The organism is bacterium (genome assembly GCA_035454885.1).
Lineage (GTDB): Bacteria > UBA10199 > UBA10199 > JACPAL01.
This window is the reverse complement of sequence record DATIGE010000065.1, coordinates 1-22392: the sequence shown is the minus strand read 5'-3', so window position 1 is coordinate 22392 and position 22392 is coordinate 1. Positions and strand designations below refer to the sequence as shown.

General features: G+C 62.9%; 22 protein-coding genes and 1 tRNA gene. 17 read left to right on the top strand and 6 right to left on the bottom strand.

All coding sequences use genetic code 11. The annotated features are described in order from the left end of the window. Window positions 1–27 precede the first annotated feature (27 nt). A complete protein-coding gene (locus VLJ37_11370; GenBank protein HSA60271.1) occupies window positions 28–1359 on the top strand; it encodes a radical SAM protein in 1332 nt (443 codons plus the stop codon). Here the strand turns inward: VLJ37_11370 and VLJ37_11365 are convergent. Both VLJ37_11365 and aceE read right to left on the bottom strand, forming a co-directional pair. Next, window positions 1356–1796, bottom strand: coding sequence for a PaaI family thioesterase (locus tag VLJ37_11365; GenBank protein ID HSA60270.1), 441 nt, complete (start codon window positions 1794–1796; stop codon window positions 1356–1358). The genes VLJ37_11370 and VLJ37_11365 overlap by 4 nt on opposite strands. Before the next feature lie 31 nt (window positions 1797–1827). Then, window positions 1828–4344 carry a pyruvate dehydrogenase (acetyl-transferring), homodimeric type gene (gene aceE, locus VLJ37_11360; GenBank protein ID HSA60269.1) on the bottom strand — a complete coding sequence of 839 codons (2517 nt, stop codon included), beginning with the start codon at window positions 4342–4344 and terminating at the stop codon, window positions 1828–1830. A 370-nt stretch (window positions 4345–4714) separates the two neighbouring features. On the opposite strand from aceE, the gene VLJ37_11355 reads away from it, so the two are divergent. The 10 genes from VLJ37_11355 to VLJ37_11310 all read left to right on the top strand — a co-directional run bounded on the left by VLJ37_11355 (window position 4715) and on the right by VLJ37_11310 (window position 13518). Next, window positions 4715–5509, top strand: coding sequence for a hypothetical protein (locus VLJ37_11355; GenBank protein ID HSA60268.1), 795 nt, complete (start codon window positions 4715–4717; stop codon window positions 5507–5509). 21 nt (window positions 5510–5530) lie between these two features. Then, window positions 5531–5929, top strand: coding sequence for a thiol-disulfide oxidoreductase DCC family protein (locus VLJ37_11350; GenBank protein HSA60267.1), 399 nt, complete (start codon window positions 5531–5533; stop codon window positions 5927–5929). Window positions 5930–5975: 46 nt separating this feature from the next. Further along, window positions 5976–7130 carry a patatin-like phospholipase family protein gene (locus VLJ37_11345; GenBank protein HSA60266.1) on the top strand — a complete coding sequence of 385 codons (1155 nt, stop codon included), beginning with the start codon at window positions 5976–5978 and terminating at the stop codon, window positions 7128–7130. A 133-nt stretch (window positions 7131–7263) separates the two neighbouring features. Continuing rightward, window positions 7264–7917, top strand: coding sequence for a hypothetical protein (locus VLJ37_11340; protein ID HSA60265.1), 654 nt, complete (start codon window positions 7264–7266; stop codon window positions 7915–7917). A gap of 219 nt (window positions 7918–8136) precedes the next feature. After that, window positions 8137–8227: transfer RNA gene (locus VLJ37_11335), tRNA-Ser, on the top strand. Window positions 8228–8252: 25 nt separating this feature from the next. After that, window positions 8253–8696: a hypothetical protein gene (locus VLJ37_11330; GenBank protein ID HSA60264.1), complete on the top strand. Its 444-nt coding sequence runs from the start codon at window positions 8253–8255 to the stop codon at window positions 8694–8696. A 9-nt stretch (window positions 8697–8705) separates the two neighbouring features. Further along, on the top strand, window positions 8706–11003 hold the full coding sequence (locus VLJ37_11325) for a PBP1A family penicillin-binding protein (GenBank protein ID HSA60263.1): 2298 nt from the start codon (window positions 8706–8708) through the stop codon (window positions 11001–11003). Next, the gene (locus VLJ37_11320) at window positions 11003–11431 is read left to right on the top strand and encodes a tetratricopeptide repeat protein (GenBank protein HSA60262.1); all 429 of its coding nucleotides are present in this window, start codon (window positions 11003–11005) and stop codon (window positions 11429–11431) included. The genes VLJ37_11325 and VLJ37_11320 overlap by 1 nt, the downstream gene beginning before the upstream one ends. Further along, window positions 11428–11841: an archease gene (locus VLJ37_11315; GenBank protein HSA60261.1), complete on the top strand. Its 414-nt coding sequence runs from the start codon at window positions 11428–11430 to the stop codon at window positions 11839–11841. The genes VLJ37_11320 and VLJ37_11315 overlap by 4 nt, the downstream gene beginning before the upstream one ends. Before the next feature lie 234 nt (window positions 11842–12075). Then, a complete protein-coding gene (locus tag VLJ37_11310) occupies window positions 12076–13518 on the top strand; it encodes an RtcB family protein (GenBank protein ID HSA60260.1) in 1443 nt (480 codons plus the stop codon). Here VLJ37_11310 and VLJ37_11305 read toward each other — a convergent pair. Continuing rightward, window positions 13508–14188, bottom strand: a complete 681-nt coding sequence (locus VLJ37_11305; protein HSA60259.1) for an isoprenylcysteine carboxylmethyltransferase family protein — start codon at window positions 14186–14188, stop codon at window positions 13508–13510. The two genes, VLJ37_11310 and VLJ37_11305, sit on opposite strands and share 11 nt — an antisense overlap. A gap of 27 nt (window positions 14189–14215) precedes the next feature. Between VLJ37_11305 and hrpB the strand changes: the two genes are divergently transcribed. The 3 genes from hrpB to VLJ37_11290 all read left to right on the top strand — a co-directional run bounded on the left by hrpB (window position 14216) and on the right by VLJ37_11290 (window position 18126). Beyond that, a complete protein-coding gene (gene hrpB, locus VLJ37_11300) occupies window positions 14216–16639 on the top strand; it encodes an ATP-dependent helicase HrpB (protein HSA60258.1) in 2424 nt (807 codons plus the stop codon). A 65-nt stretch (window positions 16640–16704) separates the two neighbouring features. Next, the gene (locus VLJ37_11295) at window positions 16705–17337 is read left to right on the top strand and encodes a DUF1326 domain-containing protein (GenBank protein ID HSA60257.1); all 633 of its coding nucleotides are present in this window, start codon (window positions 16705–16707) and stop codon (window positions 17335–17337) included. A 3-nt stretch (window positions 17338–17340) separates the two neighbouring features. Continuing rightward, window positions 17341–18126 carry a DUF2182 domain-containing protein gene (locus tag VLJ37_11290; GenBank protein ID HSA60256.1) on the top strand — a complete coding sequence of 262 codons (786 nt, stop codon included), beginning with the start codon at window positions 17341–17343 and terminating at the stop codon, window positions 18124–18126. A gap of 14 nt (window positions 18127–18140) precedes the next feature. On the opposite strand, the gene VLJ37_11285 is transcribed toward VLJ37_11290, so the two are convergent. Further along, window positions 18141–18947, bottom strand: a complete 807-nt coding sequence (locus tag VLJ37_11285; GenBank protein ID HSA60255.1) for a thrombospondin type 3 repeat-containing protein — start codon at window positions 18945–18947, stop codon at window positions 18141–18143. Window positions 18948–18996: 49 nt separating this feature from the next. On the opposite strand from VLJ37_11285, the gene VLJ37_11280 reads away from it, so the two are divergent. After that, window positions 18997–19938, top strand: a complete 942-nt coding sequence (locus VLJ37_11280; GenBank protein ID HSA60254.1) for a M48 family metallopeptidase — start codon at window positions 18997–18999, stop codon at window positions 19936–19938. A gap of 28 nt (window positions 19939–19966) precedes the next feature. Here the strand turns inward: VLJ37_11280 and VLJ37_11275 are convergent, their stop codons facing one another. Together VLJ37_11275 and VLJ37_11270 are read right to left on the bottom strand one after the other, a co-directional pair. Further along, complete coding sequence (locus tag VLJ37_11275; GenBank protein HSA60253.1) at window positions 19967–20392, bottom strand: type II toxin-antitoxin system VapC family toxin; 426 nt, start codon at window positions 20390–20392, stop codon at window positions 19967–19969. A 4-nt stretch (window positions 20393–20396) separates the two neighbouring features. After that, the gene (locus tag VLJ37_11270) at window positions 20397–20645 is read right to left on the bottom strand and encodes an AbrB/MazE/SpoVT family DNA-binding domain-containing protein (GenBank protein ID HSA60252.1); all 249 of its coding nucleotides are present in this window, start codon (window positions 20643–20645) and stop codon (window positions 20397–20399) included. A 131-nt stretch (window positions 20646–20776) separates the two neighbouring features. On the opposite strand from VLJ37_11270, the gene VLJ37_11265 reads away from it, so the two are divergent. Then, entirely contained in the window at window positions 20777–21508 is a 732-nt protein-coding gene (locus VLJ37_11265; protein HSA60251.1) for a cyclase family protein, read from the top strand. Continuing rightward, window positions 21508–22392: NAD(P)/FAD-dependent oxidoreductase (locus tag VLJ37_11260; protein ID HSA60250.1), on the top strand; the 885-nt coding region annotated here is incomplete at its 3' end. The genes VLJ37_11265 and VLJ37_11260, both read left to right, overlap by 1 nt.

Genomic DNA, 22392 nt, shown 5'->3' with positions numbered 1-22392 from the left:
AATGCCCGCCTTATTGCTAGGAGACATATGAAGCTTTTGCTCATTGCGCCGGCGGGATTGGAAGTTCAGGGGGTCAAGGGAAAACACGTCCATCATCTCAACCTTGCCGTGATCGCGGCCCTTGCGGAGCCGTATTTCGAAGACATCAAGATTGTCGAAGAGGAGTTCGAGCGACTCGATCCCAACGAAACGGCCGACTTCGTCGGAATTACGATGATGAGTTGCCAGGCGCCTCGCGCTTATCAATTGGCCGATCAATTCCGAAGAAAAGGCATCCGGACGATCTGCGGCGGTAGCCATGCCTCCTTCATGACGGAGGAATGCGGCCGGCATTTTGACTCGGTGGTGGTCAACGAAGTCGAAATGGTCTGGGACGAGATCATGGAGGACTTTCACGCCGACGCCCTCAAGCCCCTCTATCAGACCGACAAGCTCATCGACCTGCGAGACCTGCCCATGCCCCGCAAGGACCTTTTCTTCAACGCAGGCACGACGTTGAGCGCCCAGGTCCTGCAGACGGGACGCGGCTGCCCGCTGGGATGCAATTTCTGCACCGTCACTCTGATGTACGGCAAGACCTTCCGAACCCGTCCCGTCGAGCACGTGGTGGAGGAGATCAAACGGTACCCGTCGCGGCTTTTCTTTTTCGTCGACGACAACATCTTTCTCTCCAAGGAATACGCCTACAAGCTTTGCGAGGCGCTGATCCCTCTCAACATCAAGTGGGGCAGCCAGGGTTCGATGGAGTTGATCTGCCGCGACGAGAAGCTCCTCAAGCTCGCCGCGCGTTCGGGCTGCATCAGCCTGTTCGTCGGGATCGAGTCGATCGACCAGGACACGCTCAACGCCGCGCACAAGGCGTTCAACAAGGTGAAGAATTACGAGGAGAACATCAAGAAGATGCACCGCGCGGGCATCAACGTCGTGGGCGCGTTCATTTTCGGGTTTGAAAACGACACGCCGGCGTCGTTCGACAAGGTCTATGACTTCGCGATGAAGAACAAGCTCGCCATGGTCAATACGGGCATCATGACGCCGTTTCCCGGTACGGAAGTCTACGAAAAGGCCAAACGCGAAGGAAAAATCTTCGACCACAATTGGGAAAATTACACGGGCGCCAACCTCGTTTGGCACCATCCCAACATGTCCAAGGACGAGTTCGAGGAGCACTACGTCAAGTTCCGCCAAAGGTTTTACACGTGGCCTTCCATCGTCAAACGCTTCTGGGCCAACCGCAGCCATCCCCTCTACTACTTTGGGATGAACTTCACCCACTGGTGGCGCGCGCACCGCAACGCGCGGAAATGCCTCCCCTCCGTCCCGCCGACGCTGGTTCGGGACCTCGTCGTTGATTCCTAAGGCTTCTTGGCCACGATATTGAACGTCGCCGTCGCCATGGCGACGGGATTTTTCTGGCCTTTCCGATACAACAAGGCGTGGACGACGCAGAGGCGCCTGCCCCGGAAGACGACCTGCGAGCGGCAAACAAGCGTGTCGCCGGAGTTGAGGGGGGAGAAATAATTCACCTTCAACTCCACGGTCGAACAGAAGTCCTCCGGCTCCATCGTCGAGAACACGGCCGCGCCGCAGGCAAAGTCGAAGAACCCGGAAATGACGCCGCCGTGGATGCGGCCGGCGGGAGAGAGGTGGTCGTCGCGGAGCTTGAGCTCCAGAACGGCTTCTCCCTTCTTCCGGCTGACGCGGACGGGCTTGTAGCCGAGCCATACGCCGTATTTGTCGGGGAGGCTGTAGTTCTTGAGGCCGTGCTCCTTGGGGAATTTCTTGAGGGCGCGCATGCGTTCAAGTTGACCCGGGCGGGCGGGCAAGTCAAATGAGGAATGGATCCGGCTTTTCAGCGGAAAACCCAAACGCCTCGAGGGCTTTTTTCACCGCGGCGGCGTCGACCGCGCCGCGTTTCATCAGTTGGGAGAGGGCGGCGATCACCACCGACTCCGCGTCTACTTCAAAGTGACGCCGCAAGTCCTTTCGGGAATCGCTCCGGCCGAGGCCGTCGGTGCCGAGCGAGGTGAACCCCGGGACCCAGCGTGCGATCTGGTCGGGGACGGCCTTGACCCAATCCGAAGAAGCGACGACGGGAAGGCCGCCGCCCAAATGACTCGCGACCCACGGCGTTTTCGGCGTCTCGCCCGGGTGAAGCATGTTCCAACGCTCGCAAGCCAGTGCCTCGCGGCGGAGTTCGGAGTAACTGGTCGCGCTCCAGACGTCGGCGTCGATGCCGAATCGATCCTTCAGGATCTTTTGGGCCCTCAAGACTTCCATCAGAATCGATCCGCTGCCTAGGAGATGGGCCTGCGGCGCTCCGGTCCCGACATTCAGCCGGTAGAGTCCTCGGAGTATGCCTTCCTCGACGCCTTCCGGCATGGGAAGCATTTGGTAATTCTCGTTCTGAAGCGTCAGGTAATAGACGGCGTCCTCGCCGGCTTCATACATCCTCCGGATGCCCTCGCGGACCAGGATGAGGATCTCGTAGGCGAACGCCGGCTCGTAGGCCCGGAGGCGCGGAAAGGCGCTCGCTTGGAGGAGGCTGTGCCCGTCCTGGTGCTGGAGCCCTTCGCCGGAGAGCGTCGTTCGACCGGCGGTGGCGCCGAAGAGAAAACCCTTGGCCCGGGAGTCTTGGAGGGACCAGATCAAATCACCCACGCGTTGGAATCCGAACATCGAATAGAAAATGAAGAAGGGAATGAGAGAAAGACCGTGCGAGTATTCCGCGGTGCCCGCCGCGGTGAACGACGCCAACGCACCCGCCTCGGTGATGCCCTCCTCAAGCATCTGCCCGTCCTTTGCCTCGCGGTAGTAAAGCACCATCTTGGAATCGACGGGCTCGTAGAGTTGGCCGATTCCGGAGTAAATGCCGACTTGGCGGAAGAGCGGGTCCATGCCGAAGGTCCGCGCCTCGTCCGGGATGATCGGCACGATGCGTTTGCCGAGCTCCGGATGCCGGAGAAGCTTGGAGAGGAGCGAGACGAAGGCCATCGTCGTCGAGACCGGCCGCTCGGGGGACGTGCCTTCAAAGAACTCCTTGAACCCGGACGCGTCGAACGTGGGCAGGGGAGAGCGCGCCGTCCGGCGCTTGGGGATGAAACCTCCCAAGGCGCGCCGTCTCTCCAGGAGGTATTGCATCTCTTCGCCCGACTCGGGGGGGCGGTAGAAGGGGGCGTCCTTCAAGTGTTTGTCGTCGATGGGGATGTCGAAGCGGTCGCGGAACTGTTTCAACTCCTGTTCGTTCAGCTTTTTCTGCTGGTGCGTGATGTTCCGGCCCTCGCCCGCCTCGCCCAGGCCGTAGCCCTTGATGGTTTTGGCCAGGACGACGGTGGGTCCGCCCGCGTGAGCGACGGCCGCTTGGTAGGCGGCGTGGATTTTTCGGGAGTCATGGCCCCCGCGGCTGAGTTTTCGGATCTGGTCGTCGGTGAGGTGTTGGACGAGGGCCGAAAGCCCGGGGTGCGTCCCGAAAAAATGCCGCCGCGTGTAGCTCCCGGGCTCGACGACGTATTTTTGATAGTCGCCATCGACGGCCTCGGTCATCCTCTCCACGAGCCGTCCTTCCGCATCGGCCGCGAGCAGAGGGTCCCAGTCGCGCCCCCAGATCACCTTGATGACGTTCCATCCCGCGCCGCGGAAGGCGGACTCGAGTTCCTGGATGATCTTCCCGTTGCCGCGGACCGGTCCGTCGAGACGCTGGAGGTTGCAGTTGACGACGAAAGTCAGGTTGTCGAGCTCCTCGCGCGAGGCGACGGTGAGCGCTCCCATGGCCTCGGGCTCGTCCATCTCGCCGTCTCCCATGAAGGCCCAGACGCGCGTATCGGCGGTGTCCTTGATCCCGCGGTTGGCGAGATACCGGTTCATGCGCGCTTGATAGATGGCCAGCAGGGGCGCGAGCCCCATCGAGACCGTGGGGAACTCCCAGAACGCGGGCATGAGCCAGGGATGCGGATAAGAGGAGAGGCCGCCGCCGGGTGCGAGTTCCCGCCGGAAATTCTGAAGGTGCTGCTCCGTCAGCCGACCCTCGAGAAAGGCGCGGCCGTAGATCCCGGGCGCCCCGTGACCCTGAAAGAAAATCTGATCGCCGCCGTTGCCCGCGTCGTGCCCCCGGAAAAAGTGATGATAGGCCACCTCGAGCAGATTGGCGCAGGAGGCGTACGTCGAAATGTGTCCGCCGATCCCCGGATCGCGGGTGTTGGCGCGGACGACCATCGCCATGGCGTTCCAACGGATGAGGCTGCGGATGCGGCGCTCGATCCCCTCGTCGCCCGGGTAGGGCGGTTCCTCGCCGACCGGGATCGTGTTGACGTAGGCCGTCTCAAAGGGGAAGCGGACGCGCGGCATAAAGGGCAGGATAGCATACTTTGCCGCGAAAGGTCAGATGGTTACAAGGTGTGTTTTTGTCGTCATGATTTGTTACTTTTTTTGAGCGACCTCCTAAAATAGTCTAATTATTTCAATAGCTTGATTTTGGCACCCAGCCTGCAATCTTCTTTGGCAAGAACACAAAGGAGATTGTATGCCGCATTCCACGTCTCATCTCGCCGCCTTTGATTCAGACCCGGTGTTGGCCCGGGTTCAGGCAAGTTTGTCTGACGTCGGAACTGGATTTCCGGTGTTGACCGGACCGGGCGTCGCCGCCCCTGCGACGGGCAGCGAGATCATGAACGCCTTAATCGGTATGGCGGTGAAAGGATCCAGTTCTCATGCTCCCGTGACCACATCGAGCACGCAGCCTTCGTCGCTGGGGCCTGCCCTCGGCGCCGGTGCGGCCGGATTAGCGGTGGGGGCGGGTGCGGCCGCGGCCTTGATGGCCGGAAAAGGTAAGCCCTCCGCCGCGATTTCCACGGGGATGCCTCCCGCGCCTCCTGCCGAGATGCCCACGGCCAAGCCGGCGAACGGTGCGGCCTCCAAACCGGAAGCGAAGCCCGTGGACTCCCCGAAGGCCCAGCCCGACCCGGACAAGGTGACGCTTGCCCTCTCGCCGGACGCTGCAAAAAAACTTCCTATCAATCCCGAGAACGTCGATACGAAGTCCGGCAAGGTGAAGGTCACACCGACCCCGACGACCTTCACGGCGATCCCCGCATCCAAACCCAAGCCCGCGGGCTACGAGGAGATGACCTACGACGGGAAAAAATATTGGGTCTCCAAACAGGACGCGAATACGTATGCCTCCTGGAACAAGGCCTTCGCGACGACGGGAGGGCTGAAACCCGCCGACGCCACGATGACGCCGGTCGCAGCCGCTGTGCCGCCAAAACCCGCGGCCCCCGTGACGCCCCCCGCACCGGCCGGCAAGGCGCCCGCCGCTCCCCTACCGGTTGCCGCCGCACCCGCGCCCAAGCCGGTCACGCCGCCACCGGCGTCGCCGCCGCCTGCGGCGCCGGCAACGGTGCCGGCCCCTCCCGCTTCAGGCACCAGTACAACGCCGATGCCAACCCCAGATCCGGCCTCGAAACCTCTTTCCTTCACGGTCGGTCCCGATGGATTGTTGCAGACCAAGTAGAATCGGAGCTAATCTGGCCGCGTGCAGGCCCCCCTCATCCTCTTCGACGGCGTCTGCAACTTCTGCAACGCGAGCGTGAATTTCATCATCGCCCGCGATCCGAAAAAAAACTTCCGTTTCACCCCGCTTCAATCGGCCGCCGGTCAAGAGCGGCTGAAAAAATTCAATCTTTCGACGACCGATCTCGACACGATGGTGCTGATCGAAAATGATCGCGCCTTCACGCGATCGACGGCGGGATTGAAGATCGCCCGGCGCCTCTCCGGCCTCTGGCCTCTTTTTTATGTCTTGATCGTCGTTCCAAGGTTTTTAAGAGACGCCGTCTACAACGTCGTCGCCCGGAATCGCTACCGCTGGTGGGGCCGGAGGGACGCCTGCATGGTCCCGACCCCGGGGGTCAAAGAGAGATTCCTGCCCTAGGACAAATTGCCCGCAACCCCCGGCCTGGAATCCCGATTTCAACGTCGTGCCTTCTTTGATGCCCAACGCCGGTCTCCTCGTCACGGGGGAGGCGATGAAGACCGCCTTTCAGGCGGGTTATACCCTGGAACTCGCCTCGCAGGCCCGGGCCCTGGGCTGGGCGCATCCCTTCCGCGTGACGGTCGGCAGCTCCTCGGGCAGCCTCGCCGCCGTCGTCGGGGCCGTTGAGGACCCGCCCGATCACGACCTGGCCCTCCGGTTCTGCCGCCGTTTCGCCGACGACCTGAGGCCGCACGCCTTTTGGAAAGGACCTCTTCACGGACGCTGGGAGCTCCCGTACCGGCGGGTCTTGGAGGGGATCCTGGAGGATCAGAACCTCATCGATTGGGAGAAGGCCTTCGAGGGCCCCACCATGATCGTCATCGTCACGACCCAGGTCGACGTTCGCGCAGCGTCCGAGCCTTGGAGCGATCGTCTCCAGGTCCTGACGGACGGAATTCAGAGGGCCTTGGGCGGAGACGAGGTCTCCTTTTTGGACGTGGCGGCCCGCATCGCGGAGATGTCCGCCGCGGGGGCCTCCGGACTCTTCACGCCGTGTTATTTCTCGACCAAGCCCTGGCCTCGCGGGGCACCAGGCAAGCCGCCGGAGAACTGGCACGCGCTTCAAAGCCCGTCCGAGCTCCGGCAGGCGGTCGTCGCGTCGACCCGCATCCCGCCCTTTACGGGGGCGCCGGTGAGGTTTGGGGATCGCGTCCTCATCGACGGGGCCTGGTCGGACAACGTCCCCGCCTGGATCGCTCCCGCTCTGGGACTCGAGGAGTTTTTCATCGTGGACTGCACGCACAAGGGGAAGCTCTACCGGAGGCCGATCGGTGATTACGTCCGCCGGCAGGCGAGGCGCGTGTTAAGCGGGGCCTCGCGCGCCGCCGAGTGGGTGGAGCAATTGGCACCGCGCATCCCCGTGACGAACGCGGATCGCTGGCTGAAGGGGATCCACGACTTCACCCCGCCGCCGGAGCCGATCGATTTGGGGGAGATCGAGCGTGGATCCGAGGGACTACGGATCTTCGAGGACCATCTGCCCGCCGATGCGCCGAATCCTTACCGATTCCTCGCCCCCAAGCCGGAGGTGGTGGACCGGCTCTATCGATTGGGGGTGGAAAGGGCAGAGAAGAGGGCGGCCGATCTGCCGAGGCCCTGACGTTTCCCATCGGAAACAAAGAGGGGCTTCTCCCCGCGGACTTCCCAATCACCGCACAACGAATTCAAGCCTTTAGCCGTCCTTCAACTTGGTACGCCGTTTGCGATAAGTCCTCTTTCAACGGAGGCTGCTTATGGCTCGTTCATCGCGTGTGGAAAGTCTGGATCAGGGCAGATTCAGCGGGTCGTCATTGGATGACGATCCCGTCCTGGCGCGTGTGACGATGGCCTTGGCCTCCGAAGGCGGCGAAATCTCCCGGCTCGTCACATCAGGCGCCTTCGCGAACTCGACCGGCGCCCAGATGATGAACTGGCTCGCCTTCATGATGGCGCAAAAGAAAGAGGGAGGTCAGGGGACGGCTCCCGAACCGGCGAAGCCGGAGGGATTCAACCCGGCCGCGCTGCCCCCTCTGGGCCAGAACGTGGGGGACTTGGCGGGCGCTTTCGGAAAGAAGGACAAGGACGAGAAAAAGGAATCGACTCCCGCCAAGGAACCGGCCAAGGCGGCGGACCCCGCGCCGACGCCGGAACCCCAACCGAAAGCGGCCGAGCAACCTCCGGAGAAGGCCCCTCCGGCCCAGGAACCAAAACCCGAGGAGGCCAAACCGAAGGTCGAAGAAGAGGCCCCGAAGCCCGCAGAGACGAAGGCGCCCGTAAAGCCCGAAAAGCCGGAGGCTGCGGCCAAGCCGGACGCCAAGCCCGGCGACCCCAAGGCGAAACAGGACTCAGCGGATGCCGTCGCCGCGCTCGTCAAGCCGATCGTGGACTTGGTCGCGAACCTATTCTGATCCGTCCGTGCCGCGAGCATCTCACCTTGATTCACCAGGAAAACTCGTGTTACTTCCGATCGCCGATAGCGAGCGGAATCCGGCGTTGCTGGATGAAGTGAGCGATGAATCCCCGTCAGCACCGATGGGGGTTCAGATCAGATGGGGATAAATAAGGGGAGAGCGGTATCGCCCCTTATTTTGAGCGAAGCGTCCGGCTTTGCCGGGCGCGGAGCGGATGGAGGGGTGCACGAGTGGCTTAAGTGGACGGTTTGCTAAACCGTTGTACGTGTGAAAACGCGTACCGAGGGTTCAAATCCCTCCCCCTCCGCATTCAAGATCCATAAGGGGGCTCCATGAAGATCTTACGGGTCGTTCCCGTCCTGATGTTGCTCGTGTCCACGTCCGCCTGCGGCGACGTGCCATCCCTGCTCAAGGGCAGGACGGCGGCGGCGCCTTCGGAAAAGCAGACGGAAACGGCGCAGCCCTCGCGCGCCCGCTCCATCGAGGGCGTTTACGACGTCCGCGGCACCAATCCCGGCGGGACCGGCAATTACGCGGGGACGGCGACGATTGCGGAGTCGGGCGAAAACTACAAGATGTCTTGGAGCGTCGGCACGTCCTATGTGGGGACGGGCAGGAGAAGCGGCGACGTGCTCTCGGTGGAGTGGGGCGACGGGACGAACGTCGTCGGGACCGTCAAATACAACATCGAGTCCGACGGCCGTCTGACCGGCACCTGGTACACCAAGGCCGATCCGAACAATCTTGGATCGGAAATTCTCATTCCCCGTCGCTGAGGCTCCGTCTTGAGTAAAAAGAAATCTCCCAAACACAAATCCGGATGGCGCTGGCTTTTTCCGGTCCTTGTGATCGGGGCGGCGGCGTTGGGCCTTCACCTCCTCGTCCTCGATCGCGAAATCCGGGACAAGTTCGAGTCGCACCGGTGGAATCTTCCGTCCCGGGTCTACGCGGCGCCCACGGCGCTTTACCCCGGGCTTGCGATGTCTCCGGGGGATTTTGAGGCAAAACTCGCGCGCGTTTCCTATAAGAAGATGACGTCGGATCCCCGGGAGGTCGGGGAATACGCGGTGACCAAGACGGGTTTCAAAGTCTATCTCCGCAACTTCACCTATCCCACGGAGGATTTTCCCGGACTGCCCGTCGAGATCGGCTTCGCCGGCGGCAAGGTTTCTTCCATGAAGAGACTGGACACCGGCGACGATCTCAAGACCGCCAGGATCGAGCCGGAGCTGATCGCCTCGATTTTCGACGACAAGATGGAGGACCGCACCGTGGTGGCGCTCGACGCGATCCCGGAGGCCTGCGTCGATGCCGTCGTCGCCGTGGAGGACGAACGCTTCTATGGCCACCACGGCGTGGATCCCATCGCCGTGGTCCGCGCGATCGTGACCGACGTCCTCCACTTGGGGGCCAGGCAGGGCGGAAGCACTCTGACCCAGCAGCTCGTGAAGAATTTTTTTCTGACGTCCGAGAAGACGATCACCCGCAAGTTGAACGAGATGCTCATGGCCGCTCTCCTGGAGCTGCGTTATTCCAAGGACGAGATCCTGGAGGCCTACTTCAACGAGATCTATTTCGGGCAGAAGGGCCCGGTGTCGGTGACCGGCGTCGAGGAGGCCGCCAAGTTCTACTTCGGCAAGGGCGTTTCGCACCTCACCACGGCCGAGTGCGCCACGCTCGCCGGCTCGATCCGGCTCCCCGGCGAATACTCGCCTCACCGGAACATGGAAAAGGCGATCGACCGCCGGAACCTCGTCCTCCGCATGATGAGGGATCAGAAAAAGATTTCGGAGGAGGACTACCAATCGGCGCGGAAGGAGAAGATCACGCTGCCGCGCGCCAACCCGCGCGTTTTCGGAGCGCCGTACTTCATCGACTTCGTGCGCGCGGAGCTGAAGGAGAATTATCCGGAGGACGTGCTCAAGTCCGAGGGGATGCGCATTTTTACGACGCTCGACCCGGAGGCCCAGGACGCCGCGGAGGCGGCCGTGAAGAGGCGCCTCGAGGAGATCGAGACGGCGCGCCCCAAGATCAAGAAGCTCAAGGAGGAGGGGGAGAACCTCGAGGCGGCGCTGATCGCGGTTCAACCGCAAACCGGCGCTGTCCGCGCCTTTGTGGGCGGCCGGGACTACGAAAGCTCGCAATTCGACCGCATCCGCGACGCCCGGCGCCAGCCGGGCTCGGCGTTTAAGCCTTTCGTCTACGCGGCCGCGCTGCGGACCGGCGAGGAGGGTGTCGAGCCGCCTTGGACCCTGGCTTCCTCCGTCGACGATACCGCGTTCTCCGTGAAGGTCGGCGGCAAGCCGTGGAGCCCGGACAACTACGACAAGAAGGAGCACGGCTTGGTCACGCTCCGCGAGGCGCTGGAGCAGAGCTACAACATCGCGACGGTGAAAATCGCGATGAGCGTCGGCCTGGAGAAAGTGATCGATCTCGCCCGCGAGGCGGGGATCGAAAGCGAGCTCAAACCCTATCCGTCGCTTGCTTTGGGCGCGTTCGAGGTGACGCCGCTCGAGCTCGTCCGCGCCTACACGGTCTTTCCCAACCAGGGCACACGCACCGAGCCTCTCGCGATCATGAATGTCGTCACGCGCGACGGCGTCGTTTTGGAAAAGAAGGGATTCAAGATGAGGAAGGTCCTGTCGCCGGACGTGGCTTATCTGATGAACAGCGTGCTCAAGGGGGTTGTCGACCGGGGCACCGCCGCGGGCGCACGCCGGATGGGTTTCACGGGTCTGGCCGCCGGAAAGACGGGGACGACGTCGGATTACAAGGACAGCTGGTTCGTGGGCTACACGCCGGACCTCCTGGCTCTCGCGTGGGTGGGGTTCGACGACAACACGGCGACCGGACTTTCGGGCGCCTCCGGGGCTCTCCCCATCTGGACGGATTTCATGAAGGCCGCGGGTTCCTCGGGCGCCTCCAAGGAGGACTTTCCCGGCACGGAGAACATTTTGCTGGTCAAGGTGGATAAGTCGGGCCATCTTTACCGCGACGTTTGCGGGGAGCCTTTCGAGGAGGCCTTTTTGAAAAACACGATCCCCACGACGAAATGCCAAGAGAGCGACGGTCACGACGAATGATGAAATGGTTGTCGGTATTCCTGATCGTCCTTTCCCTGGGCGCCCTCGGCTGCGCCGGCAAGCGGGAACCCGGGCGCGCGAAACCGCCGGCAGACTCGCGGCAGGCCCCGGTCGGCGCCGACGAGGACGAACTCACCCCCCAGCGCGCGGCCTCGAACGCGCTGATCGACGACGGCGAGAAGACATTCGCCCAGGGCCGGTACGATGCGGCGGCCGATCTTTTCCAGCAGGCGGTCACCGTCGACCCAACGAACGGAGCCGCCTACTACCATCTGGCCCTCGCCAAGGTGAGGAGCGGCGAGTACGGTGAGGCCGAGGGTCTGATCGAAAAGGCCGACCAGCTTCTGGGCGGCAAGGCCGAGTGGGCCGAGAGGCTGGAAGAATTGAAGCGCGACTTCGACAAGAACAAGTCCTCGAAGGATTTTTGAGCTACCGGGTTCTCGAACATACCGCCGACATCCGTCTGCGCGTCTCCGGCCGCTCGTTTGCCGGCCTCCTCAAGAACGCCGTCTTCGCCCTGACGGACCAGATCCTGGACGCGCGCTCCGTGAGGGCGATTCAATCCCGAAAACTGCGCGTCCGAGGGAGTTCCTTGGAAGAGCTTTTCGTGAAGGTCCTGCAGGAATGCCTCTTTCTCTTTGACGCCAGAGGATTCGCCGTCCGGACGCTTCGAGGCATGCGTTTGGAGGGGGACGTTCTGGAGGGGGTGCTTCGCGGGGAAAGGTTCTCGCCGCGGCGGCACGGCCCCAAGTCGGAGGTCAAGGCGGTGACGTTTCACGGGTTGAAGGTGAAGCGTCGGCTTAAGCTTTGGTCCGCTGAGATCGTCTTGGATGTTTAGTTGAGGGGCGCCGGCGAGCCTCTTCCTGCAGGGTTTTCTGAACGTTCCTGTCGAAGACCCAGTCGCTCTTCTGCGTCATTCGTATGAAGGAATATTTCCGCCGGCTCAAGGCCCGGCCGATGAGCTTCAAATAACCCTTCAAGCCCCGCATCTGCATCAGCGAGATCGGATGCAGGAAGATATCCTTGGTTTTGACGTAGCCAATGAACATGGGGGGATTATAATCCCCATCGCATGGCCATTCCCATTGAAAAGATAGACGACTTCACGTGGCGTCTTCGCAGGCACGGCAAGATGCGGGTCGACGGCATCATCTACGCATCCGAGAAGATTCTGCCGTCCATCACCGAGGACAAGGCCCTCGACCAGGTGAAGAACGTCGCCACGCTCCCAGGCATCGTCCGCGCCTCATACGCCATGCCGGATATCCACTGGGGCTACGGCTTTCCGATCGGCGGCGTCGCGGCATTCGACCCGAGCGGGGGCGTGGTGAGTCCCGGCGGCGTTGGGTACGACATCAACTGCGGTGTCCGTCTGCTCCGCACGAACCTGACGCGCTCCGATCTGCAAGGCCGTCTTCGGAACCTGATCGAGGCGCTGTTTCGCGAAATCCCGAGCGGCGTCGGCGCGCACCGCAAGGACCTGAAGATGGGCCTGTCCGACCTGAAACGCCTATTGAGAAAAGGCGCGCGCTGGGCGGTCGAGAATGGCTACGGAGAGCCGGAGGATATTGAACATTTGGAATCGCAGGGGACGATTCCGGACGCGGCGCCGGAGGAGGTTTCCGAAAGGGCTCGGGAGCGCGGCAAGGACCAATGCGGGACACTCGGGTCGGGCAATCATTTCGTGGAGGTCGATTATGTCGAGCAAATCTTTGATCGTGAGGCCGCGGCAGCCTTCGGACTCTTTGAGGGCCAAGTCGTGGTTCACATCCACTCGGGGTCCCGGGGGTTGGGATATCAGGTCTGCGATGATTTTCTGGGAGTCATGCTCGCCGCCTCAAGGCGGTACGGCATCGAGCTGGTCGATCGCCAGCTTTGCTGTGCGCCTCTGGCTTCCGACGAGGCTCGCCGCTATTTGGGAGCGATGGCCGCGGCCGCCAATTTCGCTTTCGGTAACCGCCAGGTCATGGCGGATTCCGTCAGGCGCGCCTTTGCCCGGGAGTTGGGAAGATCTCCCCGGGATCTGGGGATCGAAACCGTCTACGACGTCGCCCATAACATCGCGAAGTTTGAAGAGCATGAAGTGGAAGGAAAGAGGCGCAGCCTCTGCGTCCACCGCAAAGGCGCCACCCGCGCCTTCCCGCCGGGCCACCCGGAAATCCCGGAGGCCTACCGTGAGGTCGGCCAGCCGGTCCTGATCCCCGGCGACATGGCCCGCTATTCCTACGTGGCGGCGGGAACGGAGACGGCGTGGCGGGAGACATTCGGCAGCTCCTGCCACGGGGCGGGGCGGATGATGTCGCGGATGAAGGCCAAGAAAGCTGCGCGCGGGCGAAGGATTTATGAGGAGATGGAGAGGCAGGGGATCATTTTGCGCTCCGCGACGCTCGACGGGGCCCTCGAAGAGATCCCCGAAGCCTATAAAGACGTGGCGGACGTGATGGACGTCGTGGTCGGCGCGGGGCTTTGCAGAGCGGTGGCGAGGCTGAAGCCGGTCGGGGTGATCAAGGGGTAGGGTGTTTTCCCACAAGCCTCGGAAGATAGGCCCCCGTCCTTTCCCGATACCGTTTGTACCCCGGCAGGGAGGCCTCCAGTTTGGACTCTTCAATGGAGGCGCGGGCGAGTTGGGCGGCGATGAAAACCAGCAGGAGCAGGGTGCTCCCCCAGGACGGAGACAGGAGCCATAGGGCCGTCGTCGCGAGGATCTGTCCTTCATAGATCGGATGACGCACGAATCGATAGGGGCCGCGGGAAACCAGATCCCTCACCTCGGCCATGATGCTGAAGGCCCTCCGCAGGTAGATCAGACCCCAGACGCTGAGGGCGTTTCCCAAAAAAAGAAGTCCGTCCGCCAGCCGCTCCGTGACGAGGGAAGGGAGCCCGGCGAAGGGAGCGAAAAGGGCGGAGGATTCGTTGAGCGCGATCGGAAGGACGGCGCAGACAAAGGGAAAGACGCGTTCGCGAAATCCCGTCGCCCGGACGCGCGCCGGACGCCTGAGGACGTAGCTCGACGCCATGAGAAGAAATATGAGGACGACGAAACCGCGGCGCACGAGGGGCTCGATGGCGATCGGGCCCGGCGCCTGAATGATTTCATTCCTCTGCAGCACGGCGATGTAGGCGGCATAAGCCGTGAAAAAGACCGCGCCGGTGACGCGTGGCAAGAGGTCGCGATGGGATTTCATGGGCTTTTCATATAAACACAAACTCGTATGACCATGAAGCAAAAGCTGCCGGTCGACGCGTTGTTGCCCGAGATTTCGCAGAAACTCCTGGCGGCGACTTCGTTGATCCTCCAGGCCTCACCCGGTTCCGGAAAGACGACCCGCGTCCCGCCCTTCCTTCTCGACGAGCCTTGGGCCAAGGGAAAGGAGATTTGGGTCTTGGTGCCCCGGCGCCTCGCGGCCAAGATGGCGGCCCTGCGCGTGGCGGAGGAACGGAGCGAAGACGTCGGCGGGACCGTGGGCTACCACTTCCGGTTTGAAAGGGTCGTCGGTCCGAGCACTCGGCTCAGGTTCCTGACGGAAGGGATGTTCCTGCGGCTCGCGCTCCAAGACCCGGAGATCCGGAACGTCGCCGCCGTCGTGCTGGACGAGTTCCACGAGCGCCATTTGCAGACGGATGTCGCCCTGGGATGCTTGAAGCGCCTGCAGACGACGATACGCAGGGACCTGAAGATCGTCGTCATGTCGGCGACGCTGCAGGCCGAGGGATTGGCCCGGTATCTCGAGGCGCCGGTGATCAGCCTCGAGACGAGGCTTTATCCTGTTTCCACGACCTATCACCCGATGACCGCGTCTCAGCGCCTGGATACCGCCGTCCGATCGGCGGTCGGCTCGGCTTTGGCGGCGTCACGGGGCGACGTGCTCGTTTTCCTTCCGGGTGTGGGCGAAATCTTGAGATGCCAAGAGACCCTTCGTGCGGCCTTCCGCGACGAGTTGAAGATCCTGCCCCTTTACGCGGATCTTTCCCGCGAGGCGCAAGCCGACGTTTTTCGCCCGGCCTCGAAACCGAAGGTGATCTTGGCCACGAACGTGGCCGAGACCTCGCTGACCATCGACGGCGTCACGACGGTCATCGACAGCGGGCTTCACCGCCGCGCGAGTTTTTCCTGGTGGTCCGGAATTTCGCGTCTGGTGACCCGGCCGATCTCCAAGGCCTCGGCGATTCAGCGCGCCGGCCGCGCCGGCCGCACGGCGCCCGGGCAATGCCTGCGTCTGTACTCTCAATCCGATTTTGACGGCCGCCCGGATCATGAGGTCCCCGAGATTGAGAGGTCCGATCTGGCTCCGACCTTGTTGGAGGTCCTGGGTTTGGGCGGTTCCCTGGCCGATTTCCCCTGGTTCCTGCCCCCTCCGCCGGAGGCGACGGAGGCCGCAGGTCTCCTGCTGCGCCGGATCGAAGCCGTCGGGGATGACGGGTTGACCCCGCTGGGGCGCGATTTGACGGCGTTTTCCCTGCACCCCCGTTTGGGGAGGGCCATCCTCGAGGCGAAGGCTCGCGGCGTCTTGGAGGAGGTTGCGACCCTGGCCGCGTGGATGAGCGAGGAGGTGACCGGGGACTTGAATCTCTTTGACGTCCTCTCCCGCAAGAGGCCTTACAACGTGAACCGGCTGCGGGATCAAATCTTGTCAAATTCCGGGAATGGCCGGATCGCGACGGGGATCAAGAGGGAAGAGGAGGCCGCGCGCTGTCTGCTGACGGGGTTTCCCGATCGTGTCGCCAAGAAACGCGGTGTCGCGAAGGGGGCGGAGGCCGACCTGGTCTTTGCGACCGGAGGATCCGCCGTCGTCACGCGCCAATCGGCGGTCGACCAGAACGAGTTTTTTCTCGTTCTGGACGTTCAGGAAAGGGGCCGGCAGGGCGAAGGCAAACTCAAGGTCCACGTGCACACGCTCTGCCCGATCCGGGCCGATTGGCTGTTGGACCTCAAGAATGATTTGATCCGGGAGGAGGAGAGCCTGATCTGGGACGCGGAGCGGGCCAAGGTTTACGAAGCGGCCCGGCTGACCTACGGGGACCTCGTCCTGAGTCAGACCCAAGGCGAGCCCCGCGACCCGGCGGCCGCCTCGGTCCTCCTTCTCAAGGAGGCCTTCGGCATCGATGCGGCTCATCCGCCGGAGGTCCCCGACCTGCTCAAGCTCCTCGAACGCCACGTGGACCCGGAACCGGTCGAGGCCTTTCTCGCTCGGCTCCGTCTTCTGAAGAGCGGGGAGGCGACGCCGGAATTTCTCATCCGGTCGCTCGCCGGGGCGACCTCGCTCAAGGATCTCCAACCCGCCGCGTTTCAGGAGCGGATGGAAGCCGCCGTTTCCCCGTCCCTCAGGGGCGATTTGGACCGCTCCGTGCCCACGCACTGCTTTCTCAAGGGCCGCCGCGTGAAGGTCCATTACAAGTGGGATCAGAAGCCGTGGATCGCCTCGCGCCTCCAGGATTTTTTCGGGATGACGCAGGGTCCGAGCCTCATGGGCGGGAGACTGCCGCTGACCCTGCATCTGCTCGCGCCCAACCAGCGGCCGGTCCAGGTGACGCAAGACCTCGCGAGTTTTTGGAAAAACGCCTATCCCCAGATCCGCAAGGAGTTGGGCCGCAAATACCCAAGGCATGCATGGCCGGAGAAACCGCAGCAGAAGTGACCATTTCCGATTTTGACACCTACGTGGAGATGTCGTATCAGACACGGCCAATAGGAGGAAACGCCATGCCCAAGACGCCCTGGAAGATGAAGGGACACTACGTCAAGAACTGCAATTGCCTCGCCACCTGCCCGTGCGACACGATCGGGGTGCCGTTTCCCGACAAGGGCTGCGAGGGGATGGCCGGAATGCAGATCCGGGAAGGGCATTTCGGGAAGGTGAAGCTGGATGGCTTGCGATGGGCGGCGGTGTACCGCTGGCCGGGCGCTCTCCACGAAGGGAACGGCCAACTGCAGCCGTTCGTCGACGAGCGTGCGAAGCCGGAGCAGCGCGACGCGATCCTCCAGATTCTTTCGGGAAAGCACGGGGGGACCTATTTCGAGATCCTGGCCTCGATCATCACGCAGATCTATGAGCCCCAGTTCGTCCCGATCCGTTTCAAGTTCGACAAGAAGGGCCGCAAGGCCCTGGTCGAGATCCCCGGTTTCCTCGAGACCGTCACGGAGTCCTTGGTCGTCCCCGCCAACGGAAAGAAGCAGCGGGTCATCGTCCGGATGCCCGAGGGATTCGAGTACCGGGAGATGGAGGTCTGCTCCGCAAAATCCCTGAAATCGACGGGGGCGATCCCGTTCGAATATCAGAACACCCACAGCTCGCTCGCCGACGTCGTGCACACCCACAAGGGTCTGGTCGCTTAATCCATGTTTCCGGGAGTCCTCGCGCGCGGCGAAAGAGGGACCTTGCTTGCCTTGGCGGCCCTGGCCGCCCTTTCGTGGCTCGCCATCCTCTATCAATGGCATGCGATGGGTTGCCGGATGTGCGGAGGGATGAGCGTGGCCTGCCCCATGTGCATGGGGACGGGCAAGGCGTTCTGGCTCGTCCTCCCGTCGTTCCTGGGGATGTGGTCCACCATGATGGCGGCGATGATGATCCCCGCGGTCACGCCGATGGTCCTCCTCTTCGCCCGATTCTCCCGCACTCGGGAACCGGAGAAGGGAGAGTCCCTGAAGTGGCTCTTCATCTCGGGATATTTTCTGGCCTGGGCCTTGACGGGGTTCGCCGCCTTCGCCGCCGTCCGGCTGATACAAACGTTGCTCGCCGCCCGCCCCGCGTTGACGGCATACGGAGACCTCTCCGCCGCAGCGGTCCTCGTCGCGGCCGGGCTCTACCAGTGGAGTCCTTTCAAGGACCGATGTCTCGAGCATTGCCGGTCGCCCTTGGAGTTTCTGGCGGAGCATTGGCGGGAAGGACCATGGGGCGCCTTGAGGACCGGTCATTGGCACGCCCTGTACTGCATCGGGTGTTGCTGGGGGATCATGCTCGTGATGTTCGGCGTGGGGCTCATGAACCTCGCCTGGATGGTCGCCCTGACCGCCGTTATGTCGGCGGAAAAAATGATTCCGCGCGGGGCGCTGGTCGGACGTTTGGCGGGCGTCGTCTTTGTCTTCTTCGGCCTTTTTTTTGCGTTTCGCTTCTTCGCCGCCTGACCTGCGGCGCAGGATCACGGCGTGACCATGACGGACTCCTGGCAGTTTCCGAAGGGGGATTCGGCGGTCAGGGCGTAGAGGGTCGGCGTCATCGGATAGACGTAGACCTGCCCGGAGCGCTTGCGGGTGAGGGGCGCGGCCCCCTCCCGGAGCAGGGAGTCCTGGGCGTTGCCGGCGTCCCACAGGATGCGAAATCCTTCCACGAAGGTGCCGTCGCAGAGGGTCATGGGGTGCGGGACCGCCTCGATGTGGCAGGTCGGCGGCGTCGGTTGACATCCGAGATTTGCGGAAGACCCCGCCGTCGTGGGGCAGGCGTCCGCCCCGTCGCCGAGTCCGTCTCCGTCCGTGTCCGCCTTGGTGTGGTCGGAACCCAAGACCCACAGCTCCTCGCCGTCCAGGACCCCGTCTCCATCCGAATCCGGATTAACGGAATCGTTGTCGCAAACGTCGCCGATGCCGTCGCCGTCGGAATCCATCTGGTTCAGGTTCGCGCTGAGGGGGCAGTTGTCGACGAGGTCCAAGACCCCGTCGCAGTCCAGGTCCGAGACGGGCGTGACGGGCAACGGAGGTGCGTCGACGCCGGCGTCCGGGGGCGCGGCGTCGGTGGTCCCCGAGTCCGCGGGGACGGGGGCGGTCTCGTCCAAAAGCCCCGTCCGCCCGCAGCCGCTTAAGATCGACGTGAGCCCCAGGGAGGCGGCCAGGAGAAGGGACGAGGAGAGGGGCGCGCGGGGGCTGGCCGGAGCGGCCGCCGCGGACGCGCACGAAACGACGGTCCGGGAGGCGAAGAGGGCGGCGAAGGAATTGAACTGGATCACGGCCACACATCGGGTTATTCGTGCAAGAGTTGCTTGAAAGCAGCGGGAGGGATCCATGACGGAGTCAGCCGTTCCATCCATCAAGATCGAACCCTGGCCGATGGAGAAACCGCTCCTGTGGCTCGCCGGCGTCTTTTCGTTCTTCGTCTGGTTCGCGCTGGCGATCACGGTCTTCGGGCTGGTCTACCTCGCCTTCATCGGTCTCTTTCTCTTCATCGGGCACGTCATCTTCATCGCGCACGTGCGCGGGAGCGCGGTGAAGATCGGGCCGGACCAGTTTCCGGACCTTCATCAATCGGTCGAACGGCTGGCCCGGAGGATGGGTTTTGACAAGGCGCCGGATGCGTACGTCATGCAGGCGGGCGGCCTCCTGAACGCGCTGGCGACCAAGCTCTTCCGGGACAATTTCATCATCCTCTACTCGGATCTGTTGGAGGCCTGCGGGGAGGACACCTCCGCTCGCGACATGATCGTCGCGCACGAACTCGGCCATATCAAGGAAGGCCACCTCAAGTACCTGTGGTTCCTCCTGCCGGGGATGTTCGTGCCCTTCCTGGGATCGGCGTTGTCGCGGGCCCGCGAATACACCTGCGACCGCTACGGCCTGGCCGGCGCCGGGCGCAAAGACGGGGCTCTTCGGGGGCTGGCCATCCTCGCCGCCGGCGCGGAAAGGGGACCGACGGTCAATCTCCAGGCTCTGGCCCGCCAGGTGGAGGACTTGAACGCGGGCTGGCTGACCATCGGGACCTGGCTGTCCTCGCACCCGCCGCTCGCCGACCGCGTGATCGCCCTGGAGGAGTCGCTCAAGCCGGCCGGATTCACCGGATCGCGCGGGACCTACCGCGCCCTGGCGCTCATCGGTGCCGTCTACGTCCTGCCGACGGTCGCGGTCTTCCTCGCGATGATGATCTTGGGGAACCTGGCCGCGCTGAAGGACAGGACGACGACGATGGAGGGGCCCACGGGCGTCCAGCCTTATCCGTCTCCGGATGAGTGAGACGGCTTCAAGTTCATGCCCAAGTTCACTACCAGACGCTCGTGATCCCTTTCCAATCGTGGATGCGCCGGTCTTTCGTAATCAGCGGAAGGTTGAGATGATGGGCAGTGGCCGCGATGATGCGGTCCGGAAGCTCGGGAATCAGGGATGCGGGGACTTCCCGGAAGATTTTTGTCAGCTCGTAGGAGATTTCAGAGATCCGATAACTGTCCTTGCCCGTGTCCTCGACCGTCGCGTGAAATTGAAGCGGGACCGTCTCGGGGATTTTGCCTTTCTCGAACAGATAAGTCATCTCGATCGGCGTCATGACCGAAACATAAATGATGGCGTCTCCGCGGTCGGCCTCCTGGAAACGCCGCCGGGCCTCGGTCGAAAGTCGCGCACTGTCCATCATGTGCCAGATGACGGCGTGCGTGTCCGCGACGTAGCTCGGGAGCTCGTTGCTATTTCTCATTTTATTACTCATCGAAGGTCGATCTCCACATCTCGCGCCTGACTTCGGCGATGTCCTCCTCCGAAACGTCCAACCCTTTGCAGAGGCCACCCAACTTGATGGGGCGGATCCGGCGGATCGGCACGATCTTGAGGGTTTCGCCGTCCGAATAGATCTCCACCTTGTCTCCCGGCTTGAGCTTCAGTTTCACGACTTCCTCGGATGGGATGGTGATGGCGACGGAATTACCGATTTTTAAGAGCTGTTTCACCATAATTAAATCGAATTTAATTATAATTTAATGAGTTTAATCTGACAAGTGGGAAGAATCCCTTGATTTTTAAGCCCGGGTGTATTGATTTCCCCCCTCCAATGCGCCGCGTCATTCTTTGTGCAGCCGCTCTTGTGTCGTCCGTCACCGCCTTCGCCGGCGATCAGGGCCGATTTTGGAAGCAGCCCTTGGTCGATCTCACGCACGCCCTGGAAAACACGATGCCCCAGTATTCGGAGGGGCATCCGTTCCTTCTCCAAAAGCTTTCGGACTACGACGACGGCTATCTCTCGTACGGCTTTTGCATCGCGGAACACGCGGGGACCCACATCGATGCGCCCCGGCATTTTTGGCGCAGCGGACGGTCCGTCGACCGGATCACGCTCGAGGAGCTGACCGGCCGGGCGGTGGTCATCAACGTCGTCGAGGACGTCCTCCGCAATTCCGACTACGAGCTGACGTTGGACGATCTGCGCGCCTGGGAGAGGCGGTTCGGCCCCATCAAGAGGGATTCGATCGTCCTTCTGCGCACGGGTTGGGAGTCCAAGTGGTACCGGCCCCGCGAGTTCCTGAACAAGGATAAGTCGGGAACCATGCATTGGCCGGGTTTCTCCTGCGACGTCGTGGATTACCTGGCCCACAACCGGGCCGTTCGCGCCCTGGGGACGGATACGCTCAGCATCGACCCCGGGCGGAGCGTCTCGTTCTGCGCGCACAAGATCCTGCTCAAGACCAACAAGTACGCGATTGAGGGACTGACCAACCTCGAGAAACTTCCGCCGCAAGGGGCGACCATCGTCGTGTCACCGCTCAAGATCGCCGGGGGTTCGGGGGCCCCGGCGCGCGTCTTCGCCCTCATCCCCTGATGGGCCAGCGAATCGCCATTCTAGGGACGGGGCCTTCGGCCCTCTACGCGGCCCTCCTCCTCTCCGTGAAGGGCTACTCCGTCACCGTCTATGACCCCAAGATCGCCTGGGAAAAGCCCTGCGGCGGGGCGGTCGCCGGGCCCGTCTTGGAGGAGATGCCTCTCTTCGAGGATTTTTCCAGGTTCGTGGAAATCGAGGGGCTCAAACTTCTTTCCCCCAAGAACCGCGAGATCCGCGTTCCGTTCCAGACGCCCCTGCCGATCGCGTTCCGGGACGACGTGGCGGAATTTCTCGAACGGAGGGCGAGGGGCGCCGGCGTGACGATCCATCCCCAGAAGGTGGAGGGTTTCGCGGCGACCGGGGAGGGATGGACGATCAAGCTCAAGAACGGGGAGGAGAAGGCGGATTTTCTGGTCGCGGCCGACGGAGCGGCGGGGTTCGCGAGAAAGCATCTGGGATTGAACGGGCATTCGCCGGAGATGACGATGGAGGTGGGTTTCGATCTCGGAGCGACCTTCGAGAACGGCAACGTCGGCGTGATCAAGTTCTTGCCGGAAATGAGGGGATGCTTCTGGGCCATGCCGAACGGAAAGGGATCGACCATCCGTCTGTGGTCCACCGGGCGCCGGCTCCAGGCCCGCAATCTCTTGGAGAGGCTCGACAACATCGTCCAGCGTCTCTTGGACGCCCCGCTTCCCGCCGACCTGCCGCGCACGGTCGCCCAGATCCCCGTCAGCCGGGACATGTCCAAGACCCATCTGATGGGCCCCCGGTGGGTCGCCATCGGCGAGGCGGCCGGGTTCATCCATCCGCTCTCGAAGGACGGCCTTTATTTCGGCCTCAAATCGGCCGCCGTTCTCGCCCTCTCGCTCTCCAACGGGGGC